Genomic DNA, 13,419 nt, shown 5'->3' on the forward strand with positions numbered 1-13,419 from the left:
AAATCGTGGTGTGCCCATACGCTCCTCCTATGCTCAAACTATAGGGCAGGATCGTCTACCGGGGCGGGGTCAGTCCATCAACGGCTCGGAAGTGTCTAGATTATCCGTGGCGATTCAGTTCATCGTCTTTTGGGATGTCGTCAAAGGATCCAAATCTGAATTTACCGAGGTGAGTATGGAGGAATTCCTCCGGAAGGCGAGAGAATAATTGTTTCATAGAAGTCCTTCTCAAGTGTCATAAGGGGAGTTAAGTAATGCCATGCAAACAAGCAGTAATCAAAAAAATAGTGCATGCCGATTAAGTCATACAACTCATTCACGGTGATTATGCTGTTGGGAGTTGGGGGCAGTAAAGCAGGAGGTTTAAAAACTGGAAACGCGTGCTCAAATCAGCTAATCGAATCAGAATTTGGGGGCAAATTTGGGGGCATTTTGAAAGTAGGGACACCGATAGGGGCCCAAAAAAGACCGTGCATGTCCGTAGATGTCCGTTATGCGCTTTTGGGTAAATCACTGAGATCATTGAAAATAAAGATGTTTCAATGAGTTGCGAATTTTCTGCGCACTAAAACTGCACAAACAGCTTTTTCATTGGATCTCACCGAAGAAACGCTTTGTGCAGAATATACATGAAAACCCGTCGATATTTTCATGTCTGTGGAGCGCGTTACATGGCAATTGCGCTGTTTTTTACCTTGGCGATGAGTCTTTCCGTTACGGCCAGTCCTTCCGCAATGTGCATATCAATCACATCGGTACCGAATTCGTTAATCAAATCCAGAAGTATTTCGTAAGTCTGGATGAGCTCAAGGAGATCAAAGAGCGCTTTTTGATCGGCGCGTGAGGGGGAGGAATGGCTAAGCGCAGCCTGATTAACAATCCATTCAAGATTGGTTTTGATGGCCTCTACCTGACTGTAGCTATACATATTTCATGGGCTTAAATCCTCATTTCAAGATTTTATGGGAGAGGTATCGTGAGAGCGTCACGGTGAAAAAGAGTCTGCATGTCGCCGGGGCAGTGCTGGCTGTAGAAAGGATGGCTGAAGATTTAATTATGGGATAGTTCGCGTGCTTAGCAAGTTAATTGTTGCGCAAACGTAAAAATAAACGCGCGAAAGGGAGGACATCGCGGTGTAATGCCTTCATTTCGCGCACGTTATGCTAGCCAGATAACGGAATCAGGTTTCCCAGGCGTGCGGGGCAAACAGATAACCCTTGTTACGCACGGTTTTAATGCGGTAGGGCTCGGTAGCGTTATCCTGCAGCTTTTTGCGCAGACGCGAAATCGCCACGTCAACGCTGCGGTCCATTCCGTCATAGCTCACGCCACGCAGGTTTTTCAGCAGCGCGTCGCGGTCCATGATTTGCCCGGCGTGCGTTGCCAGCTCCCACAGCAGGTCAAAGTCTGCGGTGGAGAGGGCGATAAGCTCGCCGGAGAGCAGCACCTGGCGGTTAATGGGGTCAATAGACAGCGTACCGAAGCGCATCGCTTTGTGCGGCGTCAGAGACGGCGCGGGCGCTTCGCGTTCGATGCTGGCGTGCTGGCGCAAATGCAGGCGCAGGCGGGCAAGCAGGACGGCAGGCGGTGTGGTTTTCAGAATGTAGTCATTGGCGCCCATCTCCAGCGACAAAATGTGGTTCATATCGCTGTCCAGTGAGGTGAGCAGGACGATAGGGCCCTCCCACCGGGCGCGCAGGTCACGGCAGAGCGTCATGCCGTCTTTGCCTGGCAACATAATATCCAGCAGTACCAGATCCGGGTTTTCACGGACGACCACCTCTTCGGCACGATCGCCGCGAGGTTCAACAATGACGTCCATATCATGTTTACCCAGATAGGCGGCGATCAGTTGCCCGACCTCGGGTTCGTCTTCAACATAAACAATCTTATTCATACAGCGTCTGTTTTCGTGAAAAAAGCCAACATACACCGCGGAACCTTAACCTTCCATTAATCTTTCAAAATTAACGCCGGTTCCGTTATTCTGGCTCTTATTGTTATTTGATTGTTATAGGGAAAAGTATGGGGCTGGTAATCAAAGCCGCACTGGGCGCGCTGGTGGTGTTACTGATTGGCATTCTGGCAAAAACGAAAAACTACTACATTGCCGGGCTAATCCCGCTGTTTCCGACCTTTGCGCTAATTGCTCACTATATTGTGGCTTCTGAGCGGGGTACGGAAGCGTTACGCACGACCATCGTGTTTGGCATGTGGTCTATCATTCCGTATTTTCTCTACCTGCTTTCGCTGTGGTATTTCACCGGTTTTCTGCGTCTTCCCCTGGCGCTGAGCGGGGCGGTGGTCTGCTGGGGACTCAGCGCCTGGGTGCTAATTTTCTTCTGGAGCCGCTTTCACTAGCGCAGCGGGCGCCCGCCGTCTACGGCAAAGGTTCTGCCCGTCACGTAGCAGCTGGTGAGCAGGTAATCCACAAGGTCGATCACCTCTTTCTCTCCCGGCGCGATTTTCATGAGCGACTTATTCAGCGCCTGCTGGCGATACTCCGCATCATCGTTTTCGTTAAACAAAATCATCGCCGGGGCGATGGCGTTTACCTTCACCTCGGGCGCGAGCTTGCGGGCGAACGAGCGCGTCATATTATCCAGTGCGGCTTTACTGGCCGCGTAGGCGATGTGCTTGTCGCTGCCGCGCTCAACTACATAATCGGTGAAGTGAATAATATCGCCGGCCGCGTGCCCATGGCCGCGCAGCAGATCCTGCAGAGCGTGGTTAAGCAGATAAGGCGCATTGACGTGGATCTGCAGCATGGCGGAGAGCGTGTCGCTGAGTGACGTACCGGGTTTTTCGGCACGCCATGCGCTGGCGTTATGGATCACGGCGCGCAGTCCCGTCGTGGTGGCGTTTACCTTTTCCGCGAAAGCCAGAATGCCTTCATCGGTCGAAAAATCAGCCTGAATGCAGACCGCCCCGGCTTTGCGTAACCCTTCAATCGACGGGTATTCCGTACGGTAGCTGACAATGACCGGATGGCGAAGGTTGAGAAAGTGATGGGCGAGGGCGAGGCCGATACGGCGGCCTCCACCGGTAATCAGTATTGGGCGAAGCGGTGCATTTCCCATCGTATTCTCCTTTACAGTTCAACAATGGGAAAGGCGATGCTATCCCATTAACATCCAGGTTGCCGGTAGGGCAGCAACCAGTAACAGTCCAATTAATGCCATCTCACGGCGCTTCAGCGCGTTCTCCAGCTGATGCGTGCGGCGGGCGTAGATAAACACCAGCAGACCCGGTGCGTACAGCACTACCGACAGCAGCAGATGCACAGGCCCGGAAGCATACAACAACCACAGGCCGTAAATACAGGCTCCGACACCCACGACATAATGCGCCGGGCGTGTGGCAATTTTTAACAGATACGCACCCACTAGGAAATAGGGTACCAGAATCATCTCCGAGGCGATGGTCAGCAGGGTGTTATAGTCTGAACCTGTGAGCCAGATCAGCACCAGACAGACCTGAACGCTGATGTTGGTTAGCCAGAGTGAGGCCGACGGCGCGCTGTTTTGGTTTTGACGGGCGAACAGACGTGGAAACGCCTTGTGCGTCGCGGCCAGGAAAGGCACTTCAGCCGCCATGATGGTCCAGCTCAGGTAAGCGCCGCAGACGGAGACGATCAGCCCTGCGGCAATCACCACGTCGCCCCAGGGGCCGAGCATTTTCACCATCAGGCCCGCCATTGACGGGTTACGCATTTCAGCCAGCTCAGGACGCGCCACCACGCCCAGCGACAGCAGCGTGACCAGCAGATAGACCCCCAGCGCAGCCAGTACGGCCAGCAGCGTGGCGCGGCCCACATCGCGTTTATTCCTGGCCCGGGCAGAAACCACGACCGCGCCTTCAACGCCGATGAACACCCACAGGGTAATCAGCATCGTGTTTTTCACCTGCTCCCAGACGGGCACGCCCAGCGCAACGCCGCTGAAATCAAGCTTGAAAACGTCCATACGGAACGCAATGAAGGCCAGAACGATAAACAGGCCGAGCGGAACCAGTTTCGCCAGCGTCGCCACCAGGTTGATGCTGGCGGCCGTTTGTACGCCACGCAACACCAGCCAGTGGACGAACCACAGCAACACCGAGGCGCCCACAATAGACTGCCAGGTATTTCCGTCGCCAAAGAGGCGCAGCTCAGGCGTATCGGTAAAGAAACTGAGTGCTGAGAAGACGATCACCAGGTAGGAGACGTTGGCGATAACGGCACATAGCCAGTATCCCCACGCGGAACAGAAGCCAATCAGCTCGCCGAAACCTTCACGCGCATAGGTGAAAATGCCGCCGTCCAGATCCGAGCGAATGCGGGTGAGCAGCAGCATCGCGAAGGCCAGCAGCAGTATGCCGACACCCGTAATGCCCCAGCCAATGATGAGCGCGGAAGGGCTGGCAACGGCCGCCATATTTTGCGGCAAACTGAATACGCCTGCACCCAGCATTGAGCTTAAAACGAGTGCAGTCAGAGCACTCAGGCCAAGTTTCTTTTCCATTGGCTTCCTGTTATGAAAGGTCAAAATCCAGAATAATTATTTCGCTCAGGCGCATAAAAATGGTGGATCACACTAAGGCGCGGGATTTTACGGAGTGTAACGAATGCATGCAATGACGTGAGGCAGAAATTCAAAAAAAGTAACAAAAAAAGGCGGCATTGCGCCGCCTTTCGTCAACGATTTTGTTACTTGTACAGATCGGCGCTGATGGTCACGTTGTTACCACGTTCCTGCCACTGGCGGGTGATGTGGTAGTACTTCGCCCCTTTCTTCGCCGCACGCTTCGCGACCTGGTAAGAGACTTCCGTCATGTTGCCGTAGTTGCCGGTAAACTTGATGCTGTCGAACGGCACCATCTGCGCTGCAGTGGCGTTGTTCAGCTCTTCAATTTTGGTACCGTCAGGCAGCGTTACGGAGTAACGGCCACCTTTCGTGGACTGCGTTTCGAAGAAACGTCCCACTTCAGCGCTTGGGGCAGCCGTCGTTGCTACGCCTGGAATTTCAACTTTCTTCGCTGCTTCGCCGCCTTTCGCTATCGCCGCGCGACCTGCTTCTGAATTCGCCGGGATAGCATCCGGGCTCTGCAGAACACGTTTTTTCGCATCTTTTTTATAGATGAACGCGGTAATACGCTGGTTGCCACCCTGGTTAGCATCGACCTGACGCACGATGAAGAAAGAGTAGGCCCCTTTCTCTTTCGCGGCTTTGGTGATGGCATCGTTCACTTCAGGCTGGCTGCGATAGAAGCCCTGAACGGTGACGGTGTCGTAAGGTTCCAGCTCAATCGCCTGATCTTTCGGCAGTTCAACAACACCGTTGATCACGCGGTTTTTCGGTGCGTCAGCTTTTGGCGCATTGTCTTTGAACAGCGCGATGGTCACGCGCAGGTTACCGCTGTTACCGTAATCGGACTGGTCAACGACATAAAACGAGGCCGCCCCGTTTTTATCAGCGGCTTTTGATGCAGCGGCGACGGCGTCGCCAATAGAATTATAACGACCCACAATGACCGTATGGTCAAAAGGTTTTAACGCTGCCGCTTGCTCCGGCGTTAACTCTGTTGCGGCATTCGCAGACAGGGCGGTCGCGGAAAGAAGTGCGGACGCCAGGAGTGTGTTCTTAAGCTTCATAAAAATGATCCTTCGCCTTGCGCAAACCATGTACTGGTATTGTTGTTAATTTGAGACGGTCCCGATTATTGCATTTAAAACCCGTCGCTGTCTGCGCCATTTTTCACTGCCTGTGCTTACTGAATCACCGAATTCGATAACATTTAGTGATATGTTGAAAAAACACGCGTTTGACAAGTAAAACTGATAAAGCATATGACTTTTACAAGTTAATTTAATGTTAACAAGTTGTTCTGTTATGGCGCTATATCATGTTTTTACCGCTTCGCTTGCGCGATTTATCGGTTCTGGCAGTGAATTTAAGGTAAATATCACTGTCAGTGACGCCGATCGCTTATTTTTCACAGATAAAGTAAGAAATAGTGTTTTCTGGCGGTAGATCACGGGCGCTATTTTCAGTAGGTTATAGACAGTTTGTTACTGTTTTATTTTCCGGGGTTAATCATCTCTCGTCGCTCGCGCGATGGCGAAAATTGATACAAACCGCGGGCATTTATCGATAAACCATCATCAAAAACCGATGGAAGGGAAAACTATGCGTATTGGGGTACCAAAAGAACGGTTAGCCAATGAAACCCGCGTAGCGGCAACACCGAAAACGGTGGAGCAACTGCTTAAACTGGGTTTTACGGTCGCGGTTGAAAGCGGCGCGGGCAAACTGGCGAGTTTCGATGACGAGGCCTTTATCCAGGCTGGCGCGGAAGTGGTCGACGGTGCTGACGTCTGGCAGTCGCCGGTGATTCTGAAGGTCAACGCACCGGAAGAGAATGAGATTGCGCTGCTGAATCCGGGAACGACCCTGGTGAGCTTCATCTGGCCTGCGCAAAACCCGGAGCTGATGGAGAAGCTGGCGGCCCGCGGCGTGACCGTGATGGCAATGGACTCCGTGCCGCGCATTTCGCGCGCGCAGTCGCTGGATGCCTTAAGCTCCATGGCAAACATTGCCGGCTACCGCGCCATTGTTGAAGCAGCCCACGAGTTTGGTCGCTTCTTTACCGGTCAAATCACCGCCGCGGGTAAAGTCCCTCCGGCGAAAGTGATGGTGATTGGCGCAGGCGTGGCGGGCCTTGCCGCAATCGGTGCGGCAAACAGCCTGGGCGCTATCGTACGCGCCTTTGACACCCGTCCTGAAGTAAAGGAACAGGTCCAGAGTATGGGCGCCGAATTCCTTGAGCTGGACTTCAAGGAAGAAGCAGGCAGCGGCGACGGTTACGCGAAGGTGATGTCCGAAGCCTTTATCAAAGCCGAAATGGAACTCTTCGCCGCCCAGGCGAAAGATGTCGACATTATTGTCACCACCGCGCTTATCCCGGGTAAACCGGCGCCGAAGCTGATTACCCGTGAGATGGTTGACTCCATGAAGCCGGGCAGCGTGATTGTCGACCTGGCCGCCCAAAACGGCGGTAACTGTGAATATACCGTTCCAAATCAGGTAACCACGACCGCTAACGGCGTGAAGGTGATCGGCTATACCGATCTGCCGGGCCGTCTGCCAACGCAGTCTTCTCAGCTCTACGGCACTAACCTCGTTAACCTGCTGAAGCTGCTTTGCAAAGAGAAAGACGGCAACGTCACCGTTGATTTCGACGATGTGGTGGTGCGCGGCGTCACGGTGGTCCGTGAAGGTGAAATTACCTGGCCTGCGCCGCCTATTCAGGTTTCTGCTCAGCCTCAGGCGGCAACGAAAGCGGCACCTGAGCCAAAAGAACCCGCCAAACCCGCTTCTCCATGGCGCAAATACGCGATCATGGCGCTGGTGATTATTCTGTTCGGCTGGCTGGCTGACGTTGCGCCAAAAGAGTTTCTCGGCCACTTTACCGTCTTCGCGCTCTCCTGCGTCGTGGGCTACTACGTGGTGTGGAACGTCTCCCATGCGCTGCATACGCCGCTGATGTCGGTAACCAACGCCATCTCCGGGATCATCGTGGTGGGGGCGTTACTGCAGATTGGTCACGGCGGCTGGATCAGCTTCCTGAGCTTTATCGCGGTGCTGATCGCCAGTATCAATATTTTCGGTGGTTTCACCGTGACTCAGCGCATGCTGAAAATGTTTCGTAAAGGCTAAGGGGTAGCATATGTCTGGAGGATTAGTGACAGCTGCATATATTGTTGCTGCAATCCTGTTTATTTTCAGTCTGGCGGGGCTTTCCAAACACGAAACGTCTCAGCAGGGGAATAACTTTGGTATCGCCGGGATGGCGATTGCGCTGATTGCCACCATCTTCGGGCCGGATACCGGCAACGTGGCGTGGATCCTGGTAGCGATGATCATCGGCGGCGCGATTGGTATTCGCCTGGCAAAACGCGTTGAAATGACCGAGATGCCGGAGCTGGTTGCCATTCTGCACAGCTTCGTGGGTCTGGCTGCAGTGCTGGTGGGCTTCAATAGCTACCTGTATCACGAACCGGGTCTGGAACCGATTCTGGTTAACATCCACCTGACGGAAGTGTTCCTCGGTATCTTCATCGGTGCGGTGACCTTCACCGGCTCTATTGTGGCGTTCGGCAAGCTGCGCGGGAAGATCTCCTCTAAACCGCTGATGCTGCCAAACCGTCATAAGCTGAATCTGGCGGCGCTGGTGGTGTCGTTTGTACTGCTGGTGGTCTTCGTGCGTACCGAAAGCGTCGGTCTGCAGGTACTGGCGTTGCTGGTGATGACCATCATCGCGCTGGCGTTCGGCTGGCACCTTGTGGCGTCCATCGGCGGTGCGGATATGCCGGTGGTTGTCTCGATGCTGAACTCCTACTCGGGTTGGGCGGCAGCGGCGGCAGGCTTTATGCTGAGCAACGACCTGCTGATCGTCACCGGTGCGCTGGTGGGTTCTTCCGGTGCGATCCTGTCTTACATCATGTGTAAGGCGATGAACCGCTCGTTCATCAGCGTTATCGCCGGTGGGTTCGGGACCGATGGCTCTTCTTCCAGTGCGGATGAAGAAGTGGGGGAGCACCGTGAAATTTCTGCTGAAGATACCGCAGACATGCTGAAAAACTCGCATTCCGTGATCATCACTCCGGGCTACGGTATGGCGGTGGCGCAGGCGCAGTATCCGGTTGCGGAAATCACCGAGAAGCTGCGCGCGCGGGGCATCAAGGTTCGCTTTGGTATTCACCCGGTGGCAGGGCGTCTGCCTGGCCATATGAACGTGCTGCTGGCGGAAGCGAAAGTGCCTTACGACATCGTGCTGGAAATGGATGAGATCAACGATGATTTCGCCGACACCGACACCGTGCTGGTCATTGGCGCCAACGATACCGTTAACCCTGCTGCACAGGACGACCCGGGTAGCCCAATCGCCGGTATGCCTGTTCTGGAAGTGTGGAAGGCGCAGAACGTGATTGTGTTTAAACGCTCCATGAATACCGGCTATGCCGGGGTTCAGAACCCGCTGTTCTTCAAAGAGAACACCCACATGCTGTTCGGCGATGCTAAAGCCAGCGTGGATGCGATTCTGAAATCACTGTAAGTTGCGTTGAAACGAAAAAACCGCCGAATTCGGCGGTTTTTTTATTGCCGGGTGGCGCTGACGCTTACCCGGCCTACGGTTTTGTAGGCCCGGCAAGCCTGCGCCGCCGAGCGTCAGGCGTTAATCGTCTTCAGGATCGTCCAGCTCAACCGGCGTCTGATACTCATCCGGCTTAATGACCAGCAGGTCGCAGCGCAGATGGTCAATCACCTGTTCTGCGGTATTGCCGAGGAAGGCGGCAGAAATACCGGTTCGGCCAATGGTGCCCAGCACCACAATCCCCGCCTGCAGGTGTTCCGCCAGGTCCGGGATCACCTCTTCAGGCAGGCCTTTTTCCACGTGGGTCATTTTCTCATCGATGCTGAATTTCTGGCGCAGCGCTTTCATGGCCAGCAGATGCTGACCGCGGATCGCGTCGTTGTACACGCTCGGGTCAAATTCAGGCAGCTCAATGGCAATGTTAATCGGGGTGACCGGATAGGCGCCTACCAGATGCACTTCGGTATGATTCACCTGGTCAGCAAGCTGGATGGTCTCCTTCACCAGCTTCTCGTTCAGCGAATTGTGGTAATCCTCTTCGCTCGCGAGGTTTACCGCCACAACGGCTTTCCCGCCTTCAGGCCATGGCTGGTCTTTCACCATCCAGACCGGGCAAGGGCATTTGCGCAGCAAGTGCCAGTCGGTCGGAGTGAAGATCACGGATTCCAGCTTGTCGTGCTGGTGCGCCATCTTCAGCAGCAGGTCGTGCCCACCGGCGACAATTTCCTGGATGATGGCTTCGAAAGGTCGGTTATGCCAGACCACTTTAATATCAATGGGCACGCCCGCTTCCAGGTAATACTTCGCCTGTTCACGGATCCACGCGGTACGCTGGCTGATGACGCCCTGACGCATAGCGGTGCGCTCGTCAGGCGACAGAAGGGTGGTCATCTCATACGAGAAGTCATAGATCGGCAAAAACGCTTTGATTTTGCCACCAATCCGTTGATGTAAATACACAGCACGTCGTAATGCCGGCTGATCGTCCTGATTCGGATCGATAGCTACCAGCATGTTTTGATACTTGGCCATACAGGTCTCCTTACTACTGTCACCACAGTCTGTAATTAAAAGAGTAACCTATATATCCTGAATGAAACAGAGGGGAGGTTTTGCCAGATCAATAATTCATGAAAATTTATTACTTAATGTTGTTGCATGCTGATATCAAAGCATTTTCTTTGATTTCAAATCGCCTTGGGGGCGTAACGGGGGCATGTTGGCAAGAATTCTCTTGTTTATGATGGCAACCTGGTCCTTGTCCATATCACCGATCCACTTCGCGTAAACCTCATAAACCATCCTTGAATCCTCATGGCCCATCTGAGTTGCAATAAAAGAAGGATTTGCCCCGGCAGAAAGCGACCAGCAAGCGTAAGTGTGTCTGGACTGGTACGGATGACGGTTCCGAACGCCAGCGCGACGTAAGCCATTCTTCCACCCATAGGATATAGAATTCTTGGAGTAGTAACCGACTTTTCTTGTTGATCGATTCGATGGAACGAATACTGGCCTGATAACCTGCATTTCAGTTTTACCATGCTCACGATGATGATAGACGATCTCGTGCTGCGGCAGATGGCCTGTAATTTCGAACTGTATTTTCAGTGCATCCAGTGCTGGCTGGAGCAAGGTAATTGTCCTGATCCCGGCATCCGTCTTAGGTGGTACGAATAAGCCTTTCCGGGTCAGATTCCGTGAGACATGAATCTCTCCATTTAACAGGTCAACATCTTCCCATGCGAGAGCGCAGAGTTCACCGTGCCTCAAACCGGTATGAATAGCCACAATCCATAAAAGCGAGTGCTGTTTGGATAGGTTAGCGATGAATGCCTGGTATTCGTCAAATGTAAGAGGATCAGGCGTTCGTTTCGATACCTTTAAAGTAGATATGCCTTCGTATGGGGTATGAGTTATGAACTGGCTGCGGTGAGCTATTCTGAGCATCTCTTTGAGAACGCTCTTTAGAGTATTTACGCGTGCTGGTGATCGGCCCTGCTTCTTAAAATTCGGTAAACCGGGATTTACCACTTCACCTAATAACAGTTCTCGACGATATGAAAGTATGTATGCGTTCTGTATATCAGTTAAGACTGTCATGTCGACAACAACGCGCATGAGGGTGTTTACCCTTGAGCGGATCGTGAGCATGGTGGCGTGAGATACCACCAGAGCCTTTGATTCAGTAAACAGCTCGCAAAGTTCAGAAAAAGTACTTATACGCTTTGTGGTACCGAACTTGCTCAACGCCTTTGATTCAGGAAAGCGGGTTGCGTAATCGAAAGTACCCATCTGAATTTCACTGACAATCATTGCCCTCAGATTGCCAGCTTTCTTTATATTGCTGTTGTTCGCCAGCCAGCCGCGAAGGACCTCACGGCAACGTACTCCGCGATAGTGAAAAGTAATGCGGATCTTTCCGTTATGCAACTCGACGCCGATATTCCTTCTGGCTCTACCCAGCATCAGCTGGTGGTACAGGGGGTGGTAAATGGCAGCCGGTTGATGTAGCAGATGTCCTGCGTAAAGATCTGGCATCGTCATCACCTGGGAAGGGGGCTTCACTGGTTGTATTGGAAAGTGGCGAAACGGTGCAGCAAAGCATTACAGCCTTAAAGGAAAAAACCACCCAGAACGACTATGCCAGTTTCAAAAATGCATCAGTACATAAAAATGGATTAGCAGACGGTGGGACTATCGCCATTGAATGCTATGGCGACAGCACGATGTGGGGAAGCACCTCGCTTAACTCTACAGTACAGAACCCGGTAAACCCTCCTGCAGTATTTCAACGTACCATGGACTTGTTGTTTGGTACTGGAAAGGCGAGCATCACCAACAAAGCGATACGAGGAACTGCGCTTTTCTCAATGTTAGCCGGTACCGATGGCAGTGGCAGCACGTTCGAAGCAAAGATGCAGGTAACGACTGCAAGCGTAATATACTGCAACCATGCTCAGAACGACTGTAACTCATTATTGAGAACAGTTTCTCATTATAAAAATGACCTTGTTACTTTTGTCAATATAGTGAGGAAGTACGGAAAAACTCTAATACTGGTAACTCCAAACATAACCATTGTTCTGGATGGTATTACTGAGACTATGACGAAGCGTCTGCCAGCATTTGTTGATGCTATGCGCACTGTCGCAAGGGGCATGGGGGTTGATTTAGTTGATAACCACTATTACACCTTTAAATCCACGCGGTATATTAGAGGGTATGATATCGTTCCTGACGGTGTCCACCCAGGCACTGACGTATATGCAATGTGTGGAAGAAACCTGGAGATCTCAGTAGTCTGAGTAACGTCACATATCGTGAAAATATTACATCTGGCAGGAATTTCAGAAACGCCGACAGCTTGTTCACTAAGCAGCTCTCATGGGATGCCGTGGCCTCGCAAACAGGAATCTATTACCCGTTTATCCTTGATAACCCAACTGATGATACAGTTATCGGAATTGGCGGTTTCCAGTGGGGCGGTGGTGGGAAAACGATTATTGGGTACAATTTCTTTATCTGATCCAAGACTTAGCGGCACTTTAGACCAGCTAAGGACTGGCGGCACCGACGAGAACGCATTTTATGTCCCTCCGGTTTGTAAGTTGCTTCCCGGGCTGCAGTTGGTAAATATTCTTAACCATTCAGCATCAGGCGGAGTCAGCTCGTCCTTCCCCGGTATTATTCTGTTTAGCCGGCGGGATGTAAGTTCAGGATACGTTGACGGATCCGGGTACACTCAAAGCAGACCTGTAATGGTAGGCGATGAAATAACGTTCAGTTGTTATGTCAATGCTGGCGCCGCGGTTAACGAAAACCTCCTTGTTCTTACCGAAACGCTTAACACCACTACAGCTTGGTTAACATTAAACAATGGTGCCGGGACAATAACTCTTGGAATGAACGGCGGCGCAACATTGACAGTTGCCACTGGAATACAAACAGGAATGTATAATGTCAGGGTTACGTTGAACACAAACAGGACAGTTAGCATTCTCTTTGGTGGTGTAAGTGCTACCACCGCCGCAGCTAACACGCCTTTGGCAACATGCTACGTTTCTACACGTGGCCTTTATAACGTAAGGAAGCCATAAGCAATAGAGAATGGTCCCAAAGTGTTGTTTGTGTTTTTGTTTGGATGTAGAGTCTGTGCAATCACTATCTTTGGGGCTATTTACGTGCGTAAAAACAACTTCGACATACTTAGGGAAGGTGCGAATAAGCAGGTCATTTCTTCCCAAGCTGACTCGCTGATTAAAATTTCGCGGATCTGGGCCGATT

General features: G+C 52.2%; 13 protein-coding genes. 6 read left to right on the plus strand and 7 right to left on the minus strand.

Translation table 11 applies throughout. The features are described 5' to 3' along the window. Positions 1–208 (plus strand): hypothetical protein (locus tag QMN93_RS24670; protein WP_323630739.1); only part of this gene is annotated, 208 nt, incomplete at its 5' end. Between the two features lie 459 nt (positions 209–667). Here the strand turns inward: QMN93_RS24670 and QMN93_RS24675 are convergent. After that, a complete protein-coding gene (locus QMN93_RS24675; RefSeq protein WP_182383421.1) occupies positions 668–928 on the minus strand; it encodes a hypothetical protein in 261 nt (86 codons plus the stop codon). A 252-nt stretch (positions 929–1,180) separates the two neighbouring features. After that, on the minus strand, positions 1,181–1,897 hold the full coding sequence (rstA, locus tag QMN93_RS24680; protein WP_021241154.1) for a two-component system response regulator RstA: 717 nt from the start codon (positions 1,895–1,897) through the stop codon (positions 1,181–1,183). Positions 1,898–2,025: 128 nt separating this feature from the next. Here rstA and QMN93_RS24685 point away from each other — a divergent pair, with 128 nt between their 5' ends. Continuing rightward, positions 2,026–2,361 (plus strand): GlpM family protein, encoded by a 336-nt coding sequence (locus QMN93_RS24685; protein ID WP_028017326.1) that lies wholly within the window; start codon positions 2,026–2,028, stop codon positions 2,359–2,361. On the opposite strand, the gene folM is transcribed toward QMN93_RS24685, so the two are convergent. The 3 genes from folM to ydgH form a co-directional block, all read right to left on the minus strand. Further along, on the minus strand, positions 2,358–3,080 hold the full coding sequence (gene folM, locus QMN93_RS24690) for a dihydromonapterin reductase (protein ID WP_193139126.1): 723 nt from the start codon (positions 3,078–3,080) through the stop codon (positions 2,358–2,360). The genes QMN93_RS24685 and folM overlap by 4 nt on opposite strands. A 39-nt stretch (positions 3,081–3,119) precedes the next feature. Continuing rightward, entirely contained in the window at positions 3,120–4,502 is a 1,383-nt protein-coding gene (locus tag QMN93_RS24695) for an amino acid permease (RefSeq protein ID WP_193139127.1), read from the minus strand. Between the two features lie 185 nt (positions 4,503–4,687). Beyond that, a complete protein-coding gene (gene ydgH / locus QMN93_RS24700) occupies positions 4,688–5,632 on the minus strand; it encodes a DUF1471 family protein YdgH (RefSeq protein ID WP_033145347.1) in 945 nt (314 codons plus the stop codon). Positions 5,633–6,167: 535 nt separating this feature from the next. Here ydgH and pntA point away from each other — a divergent pair. Further along, entirely contained in the window at positions 6,168–7,697 is a 1,530-nt protein-coding gene (pntA, locus tag QMN93_RS24705) for a Re/Si-specific NAD(P)(+) transhydrogenase subunit alpha (RefSeq protein ID WP_121931364.1), read from the plus strand. Positions 7,698–7,707: 10 nt separating this feature from the next. After that, a complete protein-coding gene (pntB, locus tag QMN93_RS24710; RefSeq protein WP_024909329.1) occupies positions 7,708–9,096 on the plus strand; it encodes a Re/Si-specific NAD(P)(+) transhydrogenase subunit beta in 1,389 nt (462 codons plus the stop codon). A 120-nt stretch (positions 9,097–9,216) separates the two neighbouring features. Here the strand turns inward: pntB and uspE are convergent, their stop codons facing one another. Together uspE and QMN93_RS24720 are read right to left on the minus strand one after the other, a co-directional pair. Further along, positions 9,217–10,167, minus strand: a complete 951-nt coding sequence (gene uspE, locus QMN93_RS24715) for a universal stress protein UspE (RefSeq protein WP_023335478.1) — start codon at positions 10,165–10,167, stop codon at positions 9,217–9,219. Between the two features lie 135 nt (positions 10,168–10,302). After that, a complete protein-coding gene (locus QMN93_RS24720; protein ID WP_193139971.1) occupies positions 10,303–11,601 on the minus strand; it encodes a DUF3596 domain-containing protein in 1,299 nt (432 codons plus the stop codon). A gap of 125 nt (positions 11,602–11,726) precedes the next feature. Between QMN93_RS24720 and QMN93_RS24725 the strand changes: the two genes are divergently transcribed. After that, positions 11,727–12,440 carry a hypothetical protein gene (locus tag QMN93_RS24725; RefSeq protein ID WP_193139129.1) on the plus strand — a complete coding sequence of 238 codons (714 nt, stop codon included), beginning with the start codon at positions 11,727–11,729 and terminating at the stop codon, positions 12,438–12,440. Between the two features lie 15 nt (positions 12,441–12,455). Continuing rightward, positions 12,456–13,232, plus strand: a complete 777-nt coding sequence (locus QMN93_RS24730) for a hypothetical protein (protein WP_193139131.1) — start codon at positions 12,456–12,458, stop codon at positions 13,230–13,232. Positions 13,233–13,419 lie beyond the last annotated feature (187 nt).

The organism is Enterobacter sp. R-1.6.2 (assembly GCF_035064085.1).
Taxonomy (GTDB): Bacteria; Pseudomonadota; Gammaproteobacteria; order Enterobacterales; family Enterobacteriaceae; genus Enterobacter; species Enterobacter asburiae_B.

Bases quoted from the DNA above. Each gene is read 5' to 3' on its own strand.
- QMN93_RS24675 (WP_182383421.1), bottom strand. From the start codon at position 928: ATGTATAGCTACAGTCAGGTAGAGGCCATCAAAACCAATCTTGAATGG.
- rstA (WP_021241154.1), bottom strand. From the start codon at position 1,897: ATGAATAAGATTGTTTATGTTGAAGACGAACCCGAGGTCGGGCAACTG.
- QMN93_RS24685 (WP_028017326.1), top strand. From the start codon at position 2,026: ATGGGGCTGGTAATCAAAGCCGCACTGGGCGCGCTGGTGGTGTTACTG.
- folM (WP_193139126.1), bottom strand. From the start codon at position 3,080: ATGGGAAATGCACCGCTTCGCCCAATACTGATTACCGGTGGAGGCCGC.
- QMN93_RS24695 (WP_193139127.1), bottom strand. From the start codon at position 4,502: ATGGAAAAGAAACTTGGCCTGAGTGCTCTGACTGCACTCGTTTTAAGC.
- ydgH (WP_033145347.1), bottom strand. From the start codon at position 5,632: ATGAAGCTTAAGAACACACTCCTGGCGTCCGCACTTCTTTCCGCGACC.
- pntA (WP_121931364.1), top strand. From the start codon at position 6,168: ATGCGTATTGGGGTACCAAAAGAACGGTTAGCCAATGAAACCCGCGTA.
- pntB (WP_024909329.1), top strand. From the start codon at position 7,708: ATGTCTGGAGGATTAGTGACAGCTGCATATATTGTTGCTGCAATCCTG.
- uspE (WP_023335478.1), bottom strand. From the start codon at position 10,167: ATGGCCAAGTATCAAAACATGCTGGTAGCTATCGATCCGAATCAGGAC.
- QMN93_RS24720 (WP_193139971.1), bottom strand. From the start codon at position 11,601: ATGCTGGGTAGAGCCAGAAGGAATATCGGCGTCGAGTTGCATAACGGA.